Below are 20,177 nucleotides of genomic sequence, written 5' to 3'. Positions count from 1 at the left end.
GAAACTCACCTCACACGACGTAACTCGTAACAACGCTTAGAAAGAAAGCGACGAGACGATCCGCACCCGCTGGCCCGGATCGAGCTTCTGCACGCCGAGCGCGACGATCTTCGCGCCCTCTTCCACGCCACCGGTGATGACGACGTAGTTGCTCTCATAAGACTTCACGGTCACCGGCTTCAGCGTGATCGCACCGTTGTCGTCGACGACATAGAAGGAGGGCTTGTCACCTTCGTTGAACAGCGCCGACAGCGGCAGCCGCGCAACGCGCTCGGTCGCGGCGTCGGACAGTGTCAACGTCGCGGTCATGCCGAGCGAAACCTTGTCGTCGGCCTCGGGCAACGAGAACTTTGCAAGATAGGTGCGCGTGGCGGAATCCGCCGTGGGCGCGATCTCGCGCAGCTTGGCCGCGTATTTCTTGCCCGGCTCCGACCAAAGAGTGACGCTGGCGGCGCCCGACTTGGCACGTCCGACCAGCGTCTCAGGGATCGCGACGACCGCTTCCTTTTCGGCAAAGCGGGCGACACGGATCGAGGTCTGGCCTGCGGAAACCACCTGGCCGGGCTCGATCAGCGTTGCGGTGACGACGCCACGGGCGTCGGCGTTGAGCGTCGCGTAGGAAAGGGAATTCTTGGTGAGCTCGACCGCGCGCTCGGCCCGGTTCAGGCGCGCGCGGGCCTCGTCGGCGGATGCCTTGCTCGAATCCAGCTGCGCGTCGGTGGTCCAGCCCTTGGCCTTCAGATCCTTGGCGCGCTGCTCGGCAGCGGCGGCCTGGGCCAGCACGCCGGTCGCGGCGGTCTGCTCGGCGACGGACTGCTCGGCCTGGAGCTTCAGATCGACCTCGTCGAGGGTCGCGAGCGGCTGGCCGATCTCGACGGTCTGGCCGACCTCGACCAGACGTTTTGCAACTTTGCCGGCGACGCGGAAGCCGAGATCGCTCTCGATCCGGGGGCGAACGGTCCCGACGAAGCTGCGCTCCGGCGTCTCGGCACCATAATGGGCCGTTGCGACCAGAACCGGCCGCGGCGGCTCGGCTTTTTCGGCCACGGTGTCATTGCACCCGGCCAGGGCGGCGGCCATCAAGGCCAGCGATACGCCCGCCAACAGTCTGGAATAGTTGGACAAAACCGACTGAACGAACATCGGAGGACACTCCTGCGGCTGCAATGAGAGGAATGTCGACTAATCACTGATAAAAGTCAATATTCGTCAGTCATCAGGAAAGCGTGATCGTTAAGGGGTGGTAACGATTGGAAGACTGCAGCCGCAAAGGTGCTATCGTAGGGTGGGCAAAGTGGAGCGTGCCCCCGAGATCGGGCTGATCGGGGGAGAGGGTGGGCACGGCGCTTTACGCCTTTGCCCACCCCACGAGGCTAATGCCTCACCGCCCCTGCTCCACAAACTCGTGCTTGGTCTCGTGGCCGCCGACAAACACAAGGATGCCTGCGAGCAGCGGCAGGACGGCGAGTACGAGCAGGCCAGTCGAGGTCTGCCCCGTCGCTTCCTTGACCCAGCCGATCAGATAGGGACCGCCGAAGCCGGCGAGGTTGCCGATCGAATTGATCAACGCGATGGCGCCGGCCGCGGCCGTACCGGACAGCCAGGCAGTCGGCAGGGTCCAGAACACGCCGAAGCAGCAGAACACGCCGATCGCCGCCACCGTCAGCGCCACCATCGTCATGGTGGGATCGGTGAGATAGGAGGAGACGGCGAGCGCGACGGCCGTGAGCAGCAGCGGCGCGCCGACATGCTTCACGCGCTCGCGCGTGGCATCGGAATGTCGCGCCCACAGGATCATGGCGATGGTGCCGAACAGATAGGGGATCGCGGTGACGAAGCCGGTCTGGGCGTTGGTGAGGCCGAACGCCTTGACGATCTGCGGCAGCCAGAACTGCATGCCGTAGAGCGCGCCGACGAAACCGAAATAGACCAAGCTCAGCATGATCACCTTCGGCGACGACAGCGCCTCGCCGAGCGACAAATGCTTCACCGCCTGCTTGGCCGCGATTTCCGAATCGAGCCTGGCCTTGAGCCAGGCCTTCTGCTCGGCCGAGAGCCAGTCCGCCTTCTCCGGTCTGTCGGTGAGGTAGAACCAGGTGACGATGCCGAGCAGCACCGAGGGGATGCCCTCGATGATGAACAGCCACTGCCAGCCCTTCAGGCCCATCATGCCGTCGAGCCCGAGCAGCAGGCCCGAAACCGGCGCGCCGATCACGGTTGAAACAGGAACGGCGATGGCGAAGGCTGCGAGGAAGCGGGCGCGATACTCCGCCGGATACCAATAGGTGAGATAGAGAATGATGCCGGGGAAGAAGCCGGCTTCGGCGACGCCGAGCAGGAAGCGCAGCACATAGAAGCTGGTGACGCCGCTCGTCAGCGCCATCAGCGCCGAGATGATGCCCCAGGTCACCATGATGCGGGCGATCCAGCGGCTGGCACCGAACTTTTCCAGCGCGAGGTTGCTCGGCACCTCGAAGATGAAATAGCCGATGAAGAAGATGCCGGCGCCCCAGGAGAAGATCAGCGGTGTGAACTTCAGCTCCGCGTTCATGGTCAGTGCGGCGAAGCCGAGATTGACGCGGTCGAGATAGGAGAAGAAGTAGGCCAGCACCAGGAACGGAATCAGGCGCCAGGAGATGGCGCGGATGGTCGAGGTCTCGATGTCCGACTTGGGCGAACCGGTCGAACCGGCATAGGTCGTGGTCTGGCTCATGGCTTTCCCCCGGGTTATTGCTTTTGTGAGCTGATCCGGGGTTTTCAGCATCGCAGGCAAAGAGTCAATGGAGCAAGCAATGCACGCGGCGCAACCGGTCAACACCATTGCGCCGCGGCGGACATCGCTGATCCGCGCCAGCCTCGCGCTGGTGGTGATCGCCTGCGGGCTGAGCTTGCGCTGGTACGGCTTTCCGCTCGGCCTGCCTGCGTTCGTCGTGAAGTATGGCGGCTCGCTGCTGTGGGCGACGATGGTGTTTCTGCTGGTCGGGGTTTTGCTGCCGCGGCTGACGCGGACGCAAATTGCAGCCATTGCGCTGGCGATCGCGGTCATGGTCGAATTCTCGCGGCTGGTGCATACGCCGTGGCTCGATGCGTTCCGGCTGACGACGGCCGGCGCGCTGCTGTTGGGGCGCATCTTCTCGCTGTGGAATCTGGTGGCGTATGCGATCGGGATTGCGTTTGGGATTTGGATCGATCGGCTGGCCGAGAAGCGTAGGGTGGATTAGCCCGCGGCTGCGCGAAGCGCAGTCCGCTGGCGTAATCCACCGCTTTCGCCTCCGCGGAGACAAACAGTGGTGGATTACGCCTTCGGCTAATCCACCCTGCGATCCTCACTCTTCCAATTGAAACCGCGCGAACCGATCGAGCTCGTCCTCGATCTTGCCCTTGAGCTCCTTGCGCCCCGCGGTCTTCTTGCCCTGCCCGACCCAGGTCCATTTCTGCATCAGGAGCGTCTTGCCTTGCCGGTCGGTCTTGAGGTCGAGGGCTGCGACGATCTCGTCGCCGACCAGCACCGGCAGCGCGAAATAGCCGAGCTTGCGCTTGGCCTTCGGCACATAGGCTTCGAACAGATGATTGTAGCCGAAGATGAGATTGGTGCGCTTGCGCTGGATGATCAGGGGATCGAACGGCGAGAGGATGTGAACGAGATCGGGTGAGACCTCGCCGCTCGCGTCAAGCGCCGCGGGCGTCGCCCAATGCTCCTGCTTGCCGGCGCCGTCGATCGCGACGGGCACGAGTTCGCCGCGGCGGACGCGCGACGCAATCAGGCTTGCCACCGCCTTCTTGCTCGGCGCATCCAGATGGCAGATCGAATCCAGGCTCACGGCGCCTTGCGAGCGAAGCGCGCGGTCGAGCAGATAGGCCGTGATGTCTTTCGTTGAGGCCGGCTTCGGCAGCTTGTCCCAGCCGAAATGCCTGGTCATCAGCTCATAGGTCTTGAGCATGCCCTGACGTGCGCTGACGGTCGCGACGCCGGTATAGAAGGCGAGCTGCAGCGCCCGCTTGGAGGGCTTTCGGCTCTGCCAGAGATGCTCCTTCTCGGTGAGCACGTCGTCCTCGATGTCACGGATCGTCAGCGGACCGGCCCGCAAGAGCCGCATCACCTTGCGCGTGTCGGCCGGCGTCACCGAGGCGTACCATCGATGGCCTTCGCGCTTGTGCTCGCGCATCGCCGGCAGAAAGAAGCGGAAGTCGTTGGCCGGCACGTAGGACAGCGCATGGGTCCAGTATTCGAACACGCTTCTGTCGATGCTCTGCGCCTGACGCAGGTCCGCGCGTCGGTAGGACGGGATGCGGCTGAACAGGATGTGGTGGTGGCTGCGCTCGATGACGTTGATGGTGTCGATCTGGACATAGCCGAGATGGGCGATGGCATCCGCCACCGCGGCCGCGCCTTCCCCGAACGGCATGCGCTCATCCAGCCGCTGGGCATGCAGCCAGATCTGCCGGGCCTGCGTCGTGGTGAGTGGAAGCGGTTTGGGCGCGCGTGACATTGCAGGAGGCAATGTAGCGGGATTCGCGGGAAGGCATAGAAGCATCCAAGGAAAAACCGCGCTGCCAACTGCTGACAGCGCGGCCCGATGCTGTGCGCCTCGCGCTTACTTCATCATCATCGCCTTCTGCGCTTTCATGTAATGCATGCAGGCGCCCTTCATCTTGCCGTTGCTCATGTCCGTGTTGGCCATGGCCATTTCCTTGTTGGCCGCCATCTTGCCGGGTGTGTCGGGCGTACCGCCCATCATGGCGGCCGACTTCATCATGTTATCGCTGGTGCAGGCCATCATCGCGGCGGACGCGGGTGAAAAAGCGAATGCCAAAAGAGCTGCGGCTGTGAGCAAGGTCTTCATCGAAAATTCTCCTGCATGAAACGAAACCGGCGTCATACCGGCAATCGTAACTACGTTTGCGCTGGCGGCTTTGTTTCGCGGAGAAGGATTTTTTCTTGCTGCGCTTGCGAAGGGGATTGGCCTAACGGCCGTCCTTCGTCGCATTGGACCGGTCGCTCACGCTGCCCGTGGCAATGTCCGGCTCGCACGACGCCTTGCCGCGCCCCTCCGCCTGGCAGCGGTAGACGCTGCCGGTGAGGCGGTCGACCAGCCACATGGTCTCGTCGGTGGGCGCCTCGAAGCCGACATAGCGGGAGGTGAGCCCCGTGATCAGCGTCGACAGCAGGATCGCAAGCGCGATCATCGCCGCACCGATATAGATCGGCATGGCATTCAGAGAAACGGTCCGATCCGGCGGGCCATTGCGATAAAACTGATAATCACTTGGCCTCGGCACTGGATGGAACTCGGCTCCCTTCGTTTGGGGCAATCGGCGAAGGGCTCCTGCTAGTCGTGCATGTGGCCGATTTCTTGTTCGCGGGCGGGCCATGCCGCGACGGCTTTGCGACGATCGATGTGCGCAGGTTTCCGCGACGCCCACCGGACTTTTCGCCAGCCCCGGAACAGGTGGTGCGCCCTATTCCCCACCCATCGGGCGAACGCGCGGTCCTCGACGTGACCTGTCGCACATAGGGGACCGCCGCGGCTTGAACCGGAGGCGCAGTGCGCACGACCACCACTATTCGCATGATCGTCCCCCTCGTCGGGGCGAGAAGGAAAGATCCCCGATCCTGCGCCCGAAACACCCCGAAATGCGCTAGACTGAGCCCATAAGCTCCTGCCAACACCGTGATGAGGATCACATCAGGGCTTTTGAACCTGCCCTAGGCTCGCAGCATCAAATCGCCATCAGGCGTAACAGCGAGGATATCACAATGACCCGTTTTGATAAGTTTTTTGCACTGAAGGCGATCACTCTGACGGCCGCACTGTCGATGACGGCGGGCCTGGCCCTGGCCGGCGACAACAACATCTCGTCCGACAAGATCCTGGACGCATTGAAGTCGAAGCCCGCGACCCGCGGCCTGTCCGTCGGTCCGCAGGCCGATCCGGCGGTGCAGGCGAAGGAAAGCACCTTCCTCAACACCGTACGCAACCGCTCGACCCGGTCGCTCTCGACCGGCGAGCGCGAGCAGATCGCCGAGTTGGCTGCGACCAAGCCGAAGATCGATCTGGAAATCCAGTTCGAGTACAACTCGGCCGACATCGCCAAGACCTCGGTGCCGTCGGTACAGGCGCTCGGCAAGGCGCTGTCCGATCCGTCGCTGAAGGGTTCGACCTTCGTGGTCGCCGGCCACACCGATGCGGTCGGCGGCGAGGACTACAATCAGGGGCTCTCCGAGCGCCGCGCCGACACCATCAAGAAGTATCTTGTCGAGAAGTACGGCCTCACCGGCACCGACCTCGTCACCGTCGGCTACGGCAAGACCAAGCTGAAGGACACCGCCAACGGCGCCGACCCGGTCAACCGCCGCGTCCAGGTCGTCAACATGGAAGCCAAGACGACGGCGTCGAAGTAATCTTCGATCGATCGTTAGACGACACACGCCGTCTGCCATTTCCTCCGGCAGGCGGCGTTGTCAGATCCAGCTCTGGAACAGCATCAGCCGGTTGAACATCTGCATCGACGTGCCGATGAAAGCCGCCGAGATCGGCAGCATCACCGCGAAGCCTGCGGCCGCGACGCCGACATAGGCCCACAGCAGCCAGCGCGGCAGGCCCTTCCTGCGCAACACATAGACCAGCGCGAGCGATGCAACAGTCGCGGCCGGCAGATAATAGTAGATGAAGCCGAGCGTGCGCGGCAGCAGCGCCCAGGCGAGCCAGCAGCCGAAATAGAACACCGCGATCAGGAAGGCGTCCCAGCGGCGCGCGACGATGAAGTCGCGCAGCACCACCACGAGCGCGAGCAGCGCCGGCCACGCCACCAGCGGATTGCCGAGGAAGACGATCGCCGAGACGTTGTTCTCCGCGGTCTTGTCGAACAGGAACCACACCGGGCGCGCCAGCAGCGGCCAGGACGGCCACGAGCTCATATAGGTATGCCCGGCGATCGCAGTCGTCGTGTTGTCGGTAAAGATCCGGCGCTGCGCCTCGATCAGATCCGACAGCGACAATCCGTAGAGCGGAACGAACGCGGCAAGATACGTGATCGCCGGCAAGACCGCGAAGCAGAGCACGGCATGATTCAGCCTGAAGCCGGGCCAGAGGTCGGGCCGATACCAGTCGTCGGGCCTCGCGTCGGCAAACAGCATGCGCCAGCCCTGCATCAGGCGGATCACCGCGACGATCACGATGCAGACACCGAGCGGGAACAGGCCGCTCCATTTGCATGCGGCTGCAAACCCGAACAACGCCCCCGCGAGCGCAAACTGCGCGTGCGGCCGGTCCCTGCGAAATCCGTGCATGAAGGCCGCGATCGCGAGCAGGCCGAATCCGAGCGCGAAGACGTCGAGCATCGCGATGCGCGCCTGCACGTAGACCATCTGGTTGAACGCCGCGATCAGCGCAGCGGCGATCGCAGGCCCTTGCGCGACGAACAGCGCGAGGCCGCACAGATAGACCGCGACGATCGCGAGTGCGCCGAACAAGGTTGCCGGATAGCGCCAGCCGAACGCATTGTCGCCGAAAGCCGCAATCGATGCCGCGATCAGCTCCTTGGCGAGCGGCGGATGCATCGGATTGAGCATCGGCTGTGACAGCGACGGCGCCAGCATCTGCCGCGCCGCAGGCACATAGTGCACCTCGTCGAAAACGAACTTCTCGGGAGAAGCCAGACCGATCAGCAGCGCAAGATGGGCAATCAGGAAAATCGCGACAGCGATTACTGCGCTCTGCGACACCTTCGGAACCACAGGCAATTCGATCTGCTTTTCTGGGGACATTTTGCGTGGCAAATTTGCGTCACCGCCGACAAAAATAAAGTTCGCAGTTTTCATTGAACGCATTCTGCCGCGGCTGTCACTAAGCATAACGCACGTACTGCGCCGCTTGTGATAATTTCGCCACATCAGAAGCGCGCGCGATCCGGTACGATCAGGGACATATCGATCGGTTGCGAAATGAATTTGCGTTTCTGGTTTTTCTCCACTCTGTTGCCGGCTGCTTTGTGCGCGGCGCCTTGCGCGCAGGCGCAGACGCGCGTCGGCGAAGCCGTCGTGGTCCGGAACGACGTGGTGCGCGTGGCCGCGACCACGACACCGATCAGCGTCGGCGACAGCATGCTGCGCGACGAAACCGTGCGCACCGGCGCCGACAGCGCGGCACGCTTCGTCATGGCCGACAGCACCAACCTCTCACTGGGGCCGGGCGCGACGCTGAAGCTCGACCGCACCGTCTTCAACGACGAGCACAGCTATCGCGACGTCGCGATCCGCATGACCACCGGCGCATTCCGTTTCGTCACCGGACATTCGGAGAAGACCGCCTACAAGATCACGACGCCGCTCGCCACCATCGGCGTGCGCGGCACCACGCTCGACATCCTCTCCCAGCGCGGACGCTCCGTCGTCGTGCTTCAGGACGGCGCCGCCAGCGTGTGCACCACAAATTCCCAATGCGTGCAGCTCACCCAGCCCGGCGACACCGCGGTCATCACCTCGGCCGGCGGAAAGGTCAGCATCACCAAGACCAACACGCCGCCCTGGACTTTCGCCGCCAACTGCGCGGCGAGTGCCGGGCTGTGCTCGGTCACGCAGTACGCGGCCGCCTCGCCGACCATCACGCCCGCCGTCCAGGACGACGGCATGCTGTGCGGGCGGTGATGATGGTGAAACTCAACCTTAGGCGCTTCATCCTTGCCGCTGCGCTGACCGCAACCGCTGCGTTGGCGCTCGTGGCGTCCGCTGCGCGTCCGGCGGCAGCCGCAGTGGCGTGCGAGTCCGAGTGCAGCGAGCCGAATCCCAACCCTTCCCCGACCTATTCTCCATCGCCGTACCCGTCACCAACCTATTCACCATCCCCGACCCCCACACCGACCCCGGCGCCCTCGCCTTCGCCGAGCCCCTATCCGTCGTCCTCGCCGAGCCCGTATCCGCCGCCACCGACCGGCCCAACCGGCGCCGATTCCAGCGGCAATTCGATCGGCGGCCTCGCCAACCAGCGCTTCAACCAGATGATCACCAACCGGGTGCTCGGCACGGTGCTGCTCGGCGTCAACGAGCAGGTCAATTGCAGCGACTGCATCAGCGCGTTCGGCTCGGCCGGCTCGTTCTCGGCCGGCATCCACGGCCGCAAGGAGCTGACCAACAATCTGTCGCTGCTCGCCGGCATCGCCTACACGCAATACAACGAGGGCGGCTACCACATCACCAGCGCGCCGATCGGCGCCTTCGCGCTGCGCTATGACTTCACCGACTGGGGCTCGTCGCGCCCGTTCTTCGACGTCGGCACCATCCTGACGCCGTGGGAGAAGGCGCGCTACACGCGCAACTACAACACCAGCCTGGGCCCGGTGACCGTGACGGGCTCGACCAACGCCTCCAACTATGCCGTCTACGGCCGCGCCGGCTGGATGAGCCGCGTGTCACCGCGCGACGAGGTCGCGGCTTCCATCGAAGTCTGGCAACTCTGGCAGCGCGTCTCCGGCTATTCGGACAGCGCGGTGGCGTTCAATCCGTTCGACGCCAATATTGCGACCGGCACCGACCGCACCAGCCTGGTCAAGATCGGCGCCCAGTGGACGCATCTGTTCAGCAACAACATCGAGACCAACATCAATGGCGGCTGGGTGCAGTCCTTCGCCAGCCACAGCGGCATCGTCGCCACCGTGACCGGCGACGGCGTGGTGGTGCCGACCATGGGCAACCAGGGCTGGTTCGAATATGGCGGCCGCCTCGGCTTCCGCGTGCAGAAGGGCTGGGTCGTCGATCTGTTCGCGAACGGCACGCTCGGCCCGCAGCCGGTGGGAAACACCATTCACGGCGGCGTGGGACTGAGGATCAATTATTAGCCGGCGGTTTGGTACGCGCAAAGCAGCCTCCACTTCCGCTGTCATGCCCCGGCTTGACCGGGGGCATCCAGTACGCCGCAGCCCATCCACTTCAATCATGACCGTCTCGGAGTACTGGATCGCCCGGTCGAGCCGGGCGATGACATCTATCGTGTAGCGAGAAAGGCCAAAATCACGCCGCCGACTTGCCCTCGAATGCTTGCCTCAGCACGTCCACATCCAGCTTCACCATCTTCATCATCGCCTGCATCGCGCGCGCGGCCGCGGCCTTGTCGGGGCTCGACAGGAATTCGAACATCACCTTCGGCACCACCTGCCAGGACACGCCCCAGCGATCGCTGATCCAGCCGCACTGCTGCTCCTTGCCGCCATGGGCGAGGAACGCGTTCCAGACGCTGTCGACCTCGGCCTGATCGTCGCAATGGATCATCAGCGAGAGCGCGTGGGTGTATTCCATCTTCATGCCGCCATTGAGCGCGACCAGCGGCTGGCCGGCGACCGTGAACTCAACGACGAGCACGGATCCCGTCTTGCCGGACGGGCCGTCCGAAACGTTTTGCTGAACGTGCGTGATCTCCGAGTTCGGCACGAGTGAGGTGTAGAATTTCGCGGCTTCCTCGGCATCGCCGTTGAACCACATGCAGGGTACGAGCTTGGACATGGAGAACGCTCCTCTTCAGGTTTCGATGACTGCGCGTTTCGATCAGGCGTTTGCCATGTGAGGCTGAGGAGGCATGGCCGCCATGTCGAGCCAATTCACGCCCCACAAATGGCCATCCGGATCCTCGAAGCTGCGGCCATACATGAAGCTGTATTCGTCCTTCGGGCTGGGATCGGCCACCCCGCCCGCGGCCTCGGCCTTGCCGACAAGCTCGTCGACCTCATTGCGGCTGTCGGCGGACAGGCAGAACAGGACCTGGTTCGAGGTCTTTGCATCAGCGATCGGCTTCGGCGCGAACTGGCGGAATTTATCGTGGGTCATCAGCATCGCGAAGATGGTCTCGGAAAAGACCATGCAGCTCGCCGTGTCGTCGGAAAATTGCGGGTTCCTGGTCGCGCCGACCGCTTCGTAAAAGGCGGTCGCGCGCTTGAGGTCGGTCACCGGCAAATTGACGAAAATCATCCTGGGCATCGGTCGCTCCTTGGGGTGTTCTGCCCCAAGGACGGATGGCCCGACGGCCATCCGACATCGCTTCCGGATATTTTTTGGCCCTTAACCCGCGAGGTTCTGTCGCACCGAACCCCGCGCGGCCGTCACCTTATTTCTTTTCGTTGGGATCCCGGTGGATGGGATCGACCCACAGCACGGTCTCGGGCTTCTCGACCGGCTCGATATCGAGGTTGATCGCGACCGCCTCGCCGTCGCTGCGCACCAGCACGCATTCCAGCACCTCGTCGGGGCTGGCGTTGATCTCCTGATGCGGCACGTAGGGCGGCACGAAAATGAAATCGCCGGGACCGGCCTCCGCGGTGAATTGCAGGCTCTCGCCCCAACGCATCCGCGCCTTGCCCTTCACCACGTAGATGACGCTTTCGAGATGGCCGTGGTGATGTGCGCCGGTCTTGGCGTCGGGCTTGATGCTTACGGTGCCCGCCCACAATTTCTGGGCGCCGACGCGGGCGAAATTGATCGCGGCCGCGCGGTCCATGCCTGCGGTCGACGGCACGTTGGTATCGAGCTGGTTGCCGGGAATGACGCGCACGCCGTCATGTTTCCAGCGATCGTCATGATGATCGTGGTCATGGTGGGAATGCGTGTGGTCATGGCCGGTCATGAGTCTTGCTATCTGTTGGTTCCGTGCGCGCGAAACTAACCAAAGCTGCGACATCAAGCCATACCAAAATCGGAACTCTCATAGCCGCCGGACGTTGTCATCCCGAGCAAACTGGAAGGAGAGTTTCATGGGTAGCACGACCGACAAGATCAAGGGCGCCACCAACGAGGCCATCGGCAAGGCCAAGCAGGGCATCGGTGAAGCCACCGGTTCCGAGCGCCTGCAGGGCGAAGGCGTCATTCAGGAAGTGAAGGGCAAGGGCCAGCAGGCCATGGGCGACGCCAAGGATTCCGCGAAGGAAGCGATCGACCGTGCCGCGGCGGCAGCAAAACGCGCAGCCGAGTAACGCGCGTATATCTGAAAGCGAAAGACCGGCCGCGAGGCCGGTCTTTTTGTTTGCTTATCTCTATCCGTCATGGCCGGGCTTGTCCCGGCCATCCACGTCTTTGCCGCGCGAGAGGAAGAACGTGGATGCCCGGGACAAGCCCGAGCATGACGACGCGGAGAGTGCGTCACTTCACCGCGAGCAGTTCGACGTCGAACATCAGCGTCGCGTTCGGCGGGATCACGCCGCCGGCACCGCGGGCGCCGTAGCCGAGCTGGGGCGGAATGATCAGCGTGCGCTTGCCGCCGACCTTCATGGTGGCAACGCCCTCGTCCCAGCCGCCGATGACGCGGCCTTTGCCGATCGGGAATTCAAACGGCTCGTTGCGATCGACGGACGAGTCGAATTTCTTGCCCTTCTGGCCGTTCTCATAGAGCCAGCCGGTATAGTGCATCACGCAGATCTGGCCGGGCTTCGGCGAAGCGCCGGTGCCGACAACGCTGTCGATTACTTGCAAGCCTGAAGCTGTGGTCATGGGTTTTCCTGCGGTCTGGGCCGATGCCGTGGTGGAGACGAATGTCGACACGCCAGCGATCACGGTGATCGCGAGTGCTGACATGATGGCGAGGAGTGCGCGCTGAAAACGCTGCATAGAACACCTTCCGTGTGAGGCGGAAGGTGTCTAGCGCAATGCCATCGGGGTTTCTACCCCCGCCGGCGATCAATAGCCGAGCGCGCAGCCGTCCTTGCGCGGGTCGGAACCGCCGGTGAGCGTGCCCTTGTCCCAGTCGATCCAGATCGCCTGGGCGCCGCCGAGCGGGCCGACCACGCTCGTGGTCTTGTGGCCGAGCTTCTTGAGGCCGTCGACGATGTCGGCGGGCACGCTGTCCTCGAGCTGGTACTGGCCCTCGTAGTGCAGGCCGCGGGGCATGTCGAGCGCCTCCTGCACGTCGCAGCCATAGTCGAGGACGTTGGTCACGACATGGGTCTGGCCGACCGGCTGGTACTGCCCGCCCATCACCGCGAACGGCATCACGGATCGGCCGCCCTTGGTCATCAGGCTCGGCATGATGGTATGCAGCGGACGCTTGCCGCCTTCGATGCAGTTGGGATGGCCGGGCTGGATGCGGAAGCCGCCAGCGCGGTTCTGCAACAGCACGCCGGTCTTGTTGGAGACGATCGCCGAGCCGAAGGAATGCGCGACCGAGTTGATGAACGAGCAGACGTTGCGGTCCTTGTCCACCACCGTGATGTAGATGGTCGAGGGATTCATCGGCGGCGCGACGTTCGGCAGGTCGAGCATGCCGTCCATCCGGATCTTGCTGATGTGCTCGTCGGCAAAACCCTTCGCCAGGATCTTGGCGACTTCAATCTGCATGTGGTCGGGATCGGCGACGTGCAGCTCGCGGTACATGTAGGCGATGCGCGCGGCTTCCGCCTCGAGATGGAAGCGCTCGATGCTGAGCGGTGCGTATTTCGTCAGGTCGAATCGCGACAGGATGTTCAGCATCAGCAGCATGGTCAGGCCCGGGCCGTTCGGCGGGCACTGCCAGACGTCGTAACCCTTGTACTGGGTGCCGATCGGCGTCGTCGTCTCGGTGGTGTGCGCGGCGAAATCGTCGAGCGTGTGCAGGCCGCCGATCGAACGCAGGGTCTCGACCATGTCTTCGGCGATCGGTCCCTTGTAGAAGGCATCGCGGCCGTCCTTGGCGATCGCGCGCAGCGTCTTGCCGAGTTCGGCCTGGCGGATGACGTCGCCGGCCACCGGCGGCTTGCCGCCCGGCAGCAAATAGCGCTCGGTGTTGGTGCCATTCTTCAGCTTCTCGAACTGGTTCTTCCAGTCGAAGGCGATGCGGGGGGCGACGACGTAGCCCTCCTCGGCCGCCTTGATCGCGGGCTGGAGCAGCCGGTCGAAGCCGAACTTGCCGTGGTCGCGCAGCACGGTCGCGAACGCGTCGATCACGCCGGGGATCGAAACCGCATGCGCCGAGGTCAGCGGCACCGAATTGATCTTGCGCTCGAGATACCAGTCGGCGTTGGCCGCCTTCGGGGCGCGGCCGGAGCCGTTATAGGCGATGATCTTGCCCTCGCCGCGCGGCTGGATCAGCGCGAAGCAGTCGCCGCCGATGCCGGTCGATTGCGGCTCAATCACGCCGAGCAAGGCGGAGCCCGCCACCGCCGCGTCCACCGCCGTGCCGCCCTCGCGCAGCACCTCGATCGCGGCCAGCGAGGCCTGCGGATGCGAGGTCGCGACCATCGCGTTGGTGGCGTGGACCGTGGACCTGCCGGGGAAGTGGAAGTTTCTCATCGCATTCTTGCTCTCGTTAAGGGCCCTTGGGGCCGTGTTAAGGGCCCCTGGGGCCGTGGGCACAGCTGGCGCGCCATCTCGGAAAACCCGGCCTACATGACACATTCAGGCCGGTCCGGGCAATGCTGGCATACCAGGTAAATGGCTGCCATCCGCTGGGCGTATAGACCTTTCGCCGCCCGGGACCATGCGGGTTTTCTGGGCGCTGCCCGCCTGCTAAACGAGCCGCCATGATCCACAAGGTCGCCGCCTTCTATCAATTCGCCGCCCTGCCCGATTACCGCGAGCTGCGCGAGCCGCTGCGCGCGCTCTGCGCTGACCTCGCGCTGAAAGGCAGCGTGCTGCTGGCCGGCGAAGGCATCAACGGCACGATCGCCGGCGCGCCTGATGCCATCGACGCCTTCACCCACGAACTCGCCCATGGCGCCCTGTTCGGCGGCCGGCTGAACAATCTCGAACTCAAATTCTCGACCGCGGAAGCGATGCCGTTCGGGCGGCTCAAGGTGCGGCTGAAGAAGGAGATCGTCACGCTCGGCGACGCCGCCGCCGATCCGACCCGGCAGGTCGGGACCTATGTCGATGCGCGCGAATGGAATGCGCTGATCGCCTCGCCCGACATGCTGGTGCTCGACACCCGCAATGCCTTCGAGGTCGCGATGGGGACGTTCGAAGGCGCGGTCGCCCCTGAGATCAAGAGCTTCGGCCAGTTCAGGGAATTTGCCGCCGAGCAGCTCGACCCGGCCAGGCACCGCAGGATCGCGATGTTCTGCACCGGCGGCATCCGCTGCGAGAAGGCGAGCGCACATCTGCTCGCGCGCGGCTTTGCCGAGGTCTATCACCTCAAGGGCGGCATCCTGAAATATCTGGAAGAGGTGCCGGAAGCGCAGAGCCGCTGGCGCGGCGAATGTTTCGTGTTCGACGAGCGCGTCGCGCTCAGTCACGGTTTGCGCGAAAAAGACAAGCTCGAACAAGATATGGGGCACGACCGTGACGAATGAGATCAAAACGCTCGGCGAGCGCGTCGAGGCGCTGGAGATGCGCATCGCCTATCAGGACGACACCATCGAGACGCTGAACCAGACCATCACCGCGCAATGGAAACAGATCGACGCGTTGACGCGGAAGATCGCAGAGCTCGGCGAGCGGCTTCAGGAAGCCGAGACGAATGCGCCGGGGCCCGCCAACGAGCGTCCGCCGCATTATTGAACGATATTACAGGCCGACCGCCTTGGGCAGGTGCGCCACCTCGACCGACATCATCAGACGGTCGCGCCCGGCTTCCTTCGCCGCATAGAGCGCCTGATCGGCGGCCTCGACGAGCGTGCCGACGCCGGCCGTGCGCTCCAGCGCCGGCCGGCAGGTCGCACCGCCCAAGGAAGCGGTGACGTAACCTGACTCGTGGTTGGCGCCGTGGACGAGGCCCGCCGCGCGAATGGCCTTGCGGATCCGCTCGCCGATGCGCGCGCAACCCGCCGCGTCGGTGTTCGGCAGCAGCATGGCGAATTCCTCGCCGCCATAGCGCGCAGCCAGATCGCCCGGGCGCTTCATCTCGGCGGCAATGACCTGGGCCACAACCCGCAGGCAGGCGTCGCCCGCAGGATGGCCGTATTCGTCATTGTAGGACTTGAAGTGGTCGACGTCGATCATCAGCAGAGCGAGGCTGGAGCGGTCGCGATAGGCGCGGGCCCATTCCTCGTCGAAACGCTCGTCGAAGCGGCGGCGGTTGGCAAGGCCGGTGAGGCCGTCCTCGATCGCAAGCGTCTCGAGCTTGGTCTCGAGCTTCTTCTGCTCGGTGATGTCGCGCGAGATCGCAACCACGCCGTCGACCTTGCCGCTGTCCTTGCGCGTGATCCGCATGGTCGATTCGAGCCAGACCTCGGAATTGGTCCGGTGCACGTTGCGATAGGTGACACGTGCCTCCTCCGCATCGCCGCGCTTCATGGCGTCGACGATGGCCTGGACGTGCGGCCGATCCTCCTCGTGAATGCCGGCGAGTGCGAGCGTGCCGATCAGTTGATTGGCGCGCCAGCCGACGACGCGGGCCGACGAGGGCGAGACGTAGCGCAGCCGCTCGTCGAGCCCGATACGCGTCACCATGTCGCTGGAGCCTTCGGCGAGCAGGCGGAAATGCGCTTCCTTCTCGATCAGTGCGGCTGCCATGCGCTGGCCCCGCTGCAACTGCCGCACCAGGACCGCGCCGATCACCGCGATCAGCATGACCAGCGCGACCACGTAGAGCATGCGGGAAATTGCGGCGGCGCGCCAGGGGGCGAGCAGTTCGTCCTTGTCGACGGTGGCGAGCAGGACGAGCGGATAGCGGCCGGAGCGCTTGAAGAAGCTGACGCGGTCGGCCCCGTCCAGCGGCGACTTGAAATGATAGGCGCCGCTCGGCCGTTGCAGGCTCGCGTCGCGGAACAGGGGCGTGTCGCCGACGTTGCGGCCGACGAATTTTTCGTTGCTCGGGTTGCGCGCGATGATCAGGCCCGCGCCATGCATCAGCGCCACCGAGCTGTTGCGCCCGATCTCGAACTGCTCGTAGAAGTGCGAAAGATATTTCGAGCTGATGGCCGCGAGCACCACGCCGCCGAAGCTGCCGTCCGGCTTGTTGAAGCGGCGCGACAGGGTGACGACCCATTCGCCGTCGATCAGGCTCTTCACGGGATGGCCGACATGGGCATCTCGTTTCGGCGACAGCTGATGATAGCGGAAAAACGCATCGTCGCTGAACGTCGAGCCGATCGTACCGGGCGAGGTCAGCGAATTGCCATGGTCGTCGATCACCGCGAGGCTGTGCACGCGATCCATCGCCGCCTTGCGCGCTTCGAGGAGGGTTCGCAGCTTTGCGATGGTGCCGGGATCGATGCCGTCGATCTCCAGCCGGCTGACCACGCCGACCACTCCGTAGTCGAGCAGATCGAGGATGTCCTCGGCATGCTGCGTCAGCGAGCGGGCGACGTTTGCCATCTCCGTCTCGGCGCCCTTGAGCACCGTGTCGCGCGTGGTCCATTCGCGCCAGCCGCTGACGCCGAGGATGGTCGCGCAAGTCAGCGCGACGAACGCCGCCGCACGCAGCGGCAGGCGACTCCATCCGGCTCGGTAAGCGGCGTACATGCGGCAGAACTCTCCGTTATCCGGAAGTTCCACCGCTTCTGTTATTGAACCCTGAAACGCTTGCGGACATTCGCAGCAATCTGCGGGCTTTCCCGTACTCCTACGGACCTGCGCGTCATGGGATCGCTAACAATGCGTTAGCGACCCTATCGGAAACCGGCTTACGCCCTAGCTGAAGATCGCCTTGACCTTATCCCAGAGGGAGGGACTGTCGGCCTCGGCGTCCGCCTTGGAGGGCGTGGGTTGTGTCGCGCTGACGGGATCGGACGCGGGGAAGCTGTCCTTCAGCCCGGCATCGAGCTTCGAGTGGCGGTCGGCCGCGAGCGCTTCGTGCAGATTATCGGCGTGCTTGTCGTGCGGCGCGGGATTGAATGTCTCAGCCATGGATGTCTCCTCCGATGGCTTGGTCAACGCGGCGGATTTGCTCAGGTTCCACTGTTCCGCTCGGGCTCGTGGCGGTGTATCAGAAGCCTCAAATCTGCATCAGGACAGTCCGTGCCCCAGTCTGCGACAAAGCCCTTCATCGACGTGCTCTCCGGCCAGCGGCAAACCATCCCGCCCATGTGGATGATGCGGCAGGCCGGCCGCTATCTGCCGGAATATCGGGAGCTGCGTGCCAAGGCCGGCGGCTTCCTCGATCTCTGCTTCAACCCGAAGCTTGCCGCCGAAGTGACGCTGCAGCCGATCCGCCGGTTTGGCTTCGATGCGGCGATCATCTTCTCGGACATCCTGGTGATCCCCTACGCGCTCGGCCGCTCGGTGCGCTTCGAGGTCGGCGAAGGTCCGCGGCTGGAGCCGCTGGATGATCCCGCCAAGGTCGCGACGCTCGCCGCGCATGCCGACTTCGGCAAGCTCGAACCGGTGTTCGAGGCGCTCAGGATCGTGCGCGGCACGCTCGACGCAAAGACCGCGCTGATCGGCTTCTGCGGCGCGCCGTGGACGGTGGCGACCTACATGGTCGCCGGCCACGGCACACCCGACCAGGCGCCGGCGCGGATGATGGCCTACCGGCATCCGGAGGCGTTTTCGAAAATCATCGACGTGCTGGTGGAGAACTCGATCGCGTATCTGCTGAAGCAGCTCGCGGCCGGTGCCAATGCGTTGCAGATCTTCGACACCTGGGCCGGCGTGCTGCCGCCAGCCGAGTTCGCGCGCTGGTCAACCGAGCCGACCCGCCGCATCGTCGAGGGCGTGCGCGCGAAAGTGCCGGATGCGAAGATCATCGGATTCCCTCGCGGCGCAGGTGCACAGCTGCCTGGCTATGTCGAGGCGACCGGCGTCAACGCGGTCAGCATCGACTGGACCGCGGAGCCGGCCTTCATCCGCGAGCGCGTGCAGGCACGCGTCGCCGTGCAGGGCAATCTCGATCCGCTGGTGCTGATCACGGGCGGCGCGGCGCTCGACCGCGCGGTGGACAACGTGCTGGCGAATTTCGCGCAAGGGCGCTTCATCTTCAACCTCGGCCACGGCATCCAGCCGGAGACGCCGATCGCCCATGTCGAGCAGATGCTGAAGCGCGTGCGGGGGTAAGGGACGCGCGGTTTCTCTGCGGCGTCATGGCCGGGCTTGTCCCGGCCATGACGATCTTTTCAGGTCGACAGAAACAAAAATCGCGAAAACAACCCCATGCACAGTAGGGACGTCGTTGGATTTCCCTGAAAATTCACATAATCCGAAATTGCACTTGACCCGTCGGGCAAAACAGGGGTATGATGTCATCATCCCGCGTTGCCACACCCGTCATTGCGAGCGCAGCGAAGCAATCCAGACTGCTGCTCACGGAAAGATTCTGGATTGCTTCGCTGCGCTCGCAATGACGGCGGAGAACGCGGGGAAGCCTAGCGCGGCCGGCTGCGCTCGATGATCGCGGCGGCGCCCTTGCCCAGCAGATCCAGTCCGACGCTACGACCAAGCTCGCGCGGACGGTTGGCCGGGCCTGCGCACGAGGCTTCGATGATGGTGTTGCCGGAGAGGTCGAGCACAGAGGCCGTCAGCGACATCTGATCGCCTGATATGGTCGAGAAGCCCGCGATCGGCGAGTTGCAATGACCGTTGAGCACCCACAGCACCTCACGCTCGGCGTCGGCGCAGGCGTGCGCGGAGGGATCATCGATCGACGACAGGATTTTTCGCGTTTGCCAGTCCTGCGCCGCGCATTCGACCGCGACGATGCCCTGCCCGGCCGCGGGCAGCATCTCTGTCGGGGTGAATTCGTAGGCGATGCGATGGGAGAGACCGACGCGGTCGAGACCTGAGCGCGCCATGATCAACGCATCGGCAGGTCCCACCGCGCCGCCATCGGGGAGCTTCTGCATCTCGCCATTGTCGAGTTTTCGCACGCGCGTGTCGGCAGCGCCGCGGAAGTGGATGACGTCAATCTCGGGAAACAACCGCCGCACATAGGCCGCGCGACGAACGGCGTTGGTGCCAACTTTAAAACCCTTGCCGCGGGACTGGCGCAGCGCCTCCAGCGTGACACCGTCGCGCAGCACCAGCGCATCGCTTGCGGGATCGCGCGACAGCGTGGCGCCGATGACGAGGCCCGGCGTGTCCTCGTTGCCGGGCATGTCCTTCAGCGAATGCATCGCCGCATGCAGCTCGCCCGACAGCACGGCGGCACGGATCTGCGCGACGAAGGCGCCGCCCTTGCCGCCGTGGGGCAGGAGCTTGCTGGTCTGGTCGAGATCGCCCGTGGTGTCGAACTTGACGATCTCGACATCGAGACCGGGCATGGCGGCGGTCAGACGGCGCGCAATCTCTTCCGTCTGTGCCAGCGCCATCGCGCTCTTGCGGGTGCCGATCTTGAATCGCGTAGCCAAGCTCT

22 protein-coding genes are annotated in these 20,177 nt (G+C 64.3%); 8 read left to right on the top strand and 14 right to left on the bottom strand.

The annotated features are described in order from the left end of the window. Positions 1–36 precede the first annotated feature (36 nt). On the bottom strand, positions 37–1,143 hold the full coding sequence (locus AB7532_RS07815) for an efflux RND transporter periplasmic adaptor subunit (protein ID WP_441234225.1): 1,107 nt from the start codon (positions 1,141–1,143) through the stop codon (positions 37–39). A 238-nt stretch (positions 1,144–1,381) separates the two neighbouring features. Continuing rightward, on the bottom strand, positions 1,382–2,713 hold the full coding sequence (locus AB7532_RS07810) for an MFS transporter (RefSeq protein ID WP_441234224.1): 1,332 nt from the start codon (positions 2,711–2,713) through the stop codon (positions 1,382–1,384). Positions 2,714–2,792: 79 nt separating this feature from the next. Between AB7532_RS07810 and AB7532_RS07805 the strand changes: the two genes are divergently transcribed. After that, a complete protein-coding gene (locus AB7532_RS07805; RefSeq protein ID WP_441234223.1) occupies positions 2,793–3,221 on the top strand; it encodes a DUF2809 domain-containing protein in 429 nt (142 codons plus the stop codon). Between the two features lie 105 nt (positions 3,222–3,326). Here AB7532_RS07805 and AB7532_RS07800 read toward each other — a convergent pair whose 3' ends face one another. The 3 genes from AB7532_RS07800 to AB7532_RS07790 all read right to left on the bottom strand — a co-directional run bounded on the left by AB7532_RS07800 (position 3,327) and on the right by AB7532_RS07790 (position 5,211). Next, positions 3,327–4,490 carry a winged helix-turn-helix domain-containing protein gene (locus tag AB7532_RS07800; protein ID WP_441234222.1) on the bottom strand — a complete coding sequence of 388 codons (1,164 nt, stop codon included), beginning with the start codon at positions 4,488–4,490 and terminating at the stop codon, positions 3,327–3,329. Between the two features lie 105 nt (positions 4,491–4,595). Next, the gene (locus AB7532_RS07795) at positions 4,596–4,844 is read right to left on the bottom strand and encodes a hypothetical protein (protein ID WP_441234221.1); all 249 of its coding nucleotides are present in this window, start codon (positions 4,842–4,844) and stop codon (positions 4,596–4,598) included. Positions 4,845–4,965: 121 nt separating this feature from the next. Further along, positions 4,966–5,211, bottom strand: a complete 246-nt coding sequence (locus AB7532_RS07790; RefSeq protein ID WP_441234220.1) for a hypothetical protein — start codon at positions 5,209–5,211, stop codon at positions 4,966–4,968. Positions 5,212–5,758: 547 nt separating this feature from the next. On the opposite strand from AB7532_RS07790, the gene AB7532_RS07785 reads away from it, so the two are divergent. Continuing rightward, positions 5,759–6,403 (top strand): OmpA family protein, encoded by a 645-nt coding sequence (locus tag AB7532_RS07785; protein ID WP_441234219.1) that lies wholly within the window; start codon positions 5,759–5,761, stop codon positions 6,401–6,403. Positions 6,404–6,463: 60 nt separating this feature from the next. Here the strand turns inward: AB7532_RS07785 and AB7532_RS07780 are convergent, their stop codons facing one another. Next, entirely contained in the window at positions 6,464–7,894 is a 1,431-nt protein-coding gene (locus tag AB7532_RS07780; RefSeq protein ID WP_441234218.1) for a phospholipid carrier-dependent glycosyltransferase, read from the bottom strand. 51 nt (positions 7,895–7,945) lie between these two features. Here AB7532_RS07780 and AB7532_RS07775 point away from each other — a divergent pair, with 51 nt between their 5' ends. Beyond that, positions 7,946–8,647 carry a FecR family protein gene (locus AB7532_RS07775; RefSeq protein ID WP_441234217.1) on the top strand — a complete coding sequence of 234 codons (702 nt, stop codon included), beginning with the start codon at positions 7,946–7,948 and terminating at the stop codon, positions 8,645–8,647. Between the two features lie 2 nt (positions 8,648–8,649). Beyond that, positions 8,650–9,834, top strand: a complete 1,185-nt coding sequence (locus AB7532_RS07770; RefSeq protein ID WP_441239211.1) for a hypothetical protein — start codon at positions 8,650–8,652, stop codon at positions 9,832–9,834. Positions 9,835–10,006: 172 nt separating this feature from the next. On the opposite strand, the gene AB7532_RS07765 is transcribed toward AB7532_RS07770, so the two are convergent. The 3 genes from AB7532_RS07765 to AB7532_RS07755 form a co-directional block, all read right to left on the bottom strand. Continuing rightward, complete coding sequence (locus tag AB7532_RS07765; protein WP_441234216.1) at positions 10,007–10,495, bottom strand: VOC family protein; 489 nt, start codon at positions 10,493–10,495, stop codon at positions 10,007–10,009. Positions 10,496–10,537: 42 nt separating this feature from the next. Continuing rightward, complete coding sequence (locus AB7532_RS07760) at positions 10,538–10,966, bottom strand: VOC family protein (protein ID WP_441234215.1); 429 nt, start codon at positions 10,964–10,966, stop codon at positions 10,538–10,540. Positions 10,967–11,093: 127 nt separating this feature from the next. Further along, positions 11,094–11,609, bottom strand: a complete 516-nt coding sequence (locus tag AB7532_RS07755; RefSeq protein ID WP_200472516.1) for a cupin domain-containing protein — start codon at positions 11,607–11,609, stop codon at positions 11,094–11,096. A gap of 127 nt (positions 11,610–11,736) precedes the next feature. Between AB7532_RS07755 and AB7532_RS07750 the strand changes: the two genes are divergently transcribed. Beyond that, a complete protein-coding gene (locus AB7532_RS07750; protein ID WP_441234214.1) occupies positions 11,737–11,955 on the top strand; it encodes a CsbD family protein in 219 nt (72 codons plus the stop codon). A gap of 166 nt (positions 11,956–12,121) precedes the next feature. On the opposite strand, the gene AB7532_RS07745 is transcribed toward AB7532_RS07750, so the two are convergent. Together AB7532_RS07745 and ggt are read right to left on the bottom strand one after the other, a co-directional pair. Further along, a complete protein-coding gene (locus AB7532_RS07745) occupies positions 12,122–12,586 on the bottom strand; it encodes an FKBP-type peptidyl-prolyl cis-trans isomerase (RefSeq protein WP_441234213.1) in 465 nt (154 codons plus the stop codon). Positions 12,587–12,655: 69 nt separating this feature from the next. Further along, a complete protein-coding gene (gene ggt, locus AB7532_RS07740; protein ID WP_441234212.1) occupies positions 12,656–14,242 on the bottom strand; it encodes a gamma-glutamyltransferase in 1,587 nt (528 codons plus the stop codon). Between the two features lie 230 nt (positions 14,243–14,472). On the opposite strand from ggt, the gene trhO reads away from it, so the two are divergent. Beyond that, positions 14,473–15,240 (top strand): oxygen-dependent tRNA uridine(34) hydroxylase TrhO, encoded by a 768-nt coding sequence (gene trhO, locus AB7532_RS07735; RefSeq protein WP_441234211.1) that lies wholly within the window; start codon positions 14,473–14,475, stop codon positions 15,238–15,240. Then, entirely contained in the window at positions 15,230–15,448 is a 219-nt protein-coding gene (locus AB7532_RS07730) for a SlyX family protein (protein ID WP_441234210.1), read from the top strand. The genes trhO and AB7532_RS07730 overlap by 11 nt, the downstream gene beginning before the upstream one ends. A 6-nt stretch (positions 15,449–15,454) precedes the next feature. Here the strand turns inward: AB7532_RS07730 and AB7532_RS07725 are convergent, their stop codons facing one another. Beyond that, complete coding sequence (locus AB7532_RS07725; protein WP_441234209.1) at positions 15,455–17,353, bottom strand: sensor domain-containing diguanylate cyclase; 1,899 nt, start codon at positions 17,351–17,353, stop codon at positions 15,455–15,457. A 168-nt stretch (positions 17,354–17,521) separates the two neighbouring features. After that, positions 17,522–17,737, bottom strand: a complete 216-nt coding sequence (locus AB7532_RS07720) for a hypothetical protein (protein ID WP_441234208.1) — start codon at positions 17,735–17,737, stop codon at positions 17,522–17,524. A gap of 111 nt (positions 17,738–17,848) precedes the next feature. On the opposite strand from AB7532_RS07720, the gene hemE reads away from it, so the two are divergent. After that, complete coding sequence (hemE, locus tag AB7532_RS07715; RefSeq protein ID WP_441234207.1) at positions 17,849–18,883, top strand: uroporphyrinogen decarboxylase; 1,035 nt, start codon at positions 17,849–17,851, stop codon at positions 18,881–18,883. A 308-nt stretch (positions 18,884–19,191) separates the two neighbouring features. Here hemE and hemC read toward each other — a convergent pair whose 3' ends face one another. Continuing rightward, on the bottom strand, positions 19,192–20,172 hold the full coding sequence (gene hemC, locus AB7532_RS07710) for a hydroxymethylbilane synthase (protein ID WP_441234206.1): 981 nt from the start codon (positions 20,170–20,172) through the stop codon (positions 19,192–19,194). Positions 20,173–20,177: the final 5 nt, after the last annotated feature.

It is taken from the genome of Bradyrhizobium sp. 930_D9_N1_4, assembly GCF_052076015.1.
GTDB lineage: Bacteria > Pseudomonadota > Alphaproteobacteria > Rhizobiales > Xanthobacteraceae > Bradyrhizobium.
The sequence above is the reverse complement of the archived record's forward strand: the minus strand, read 5'-3'. Positions and strand labels throughout refer to the sequence as shown.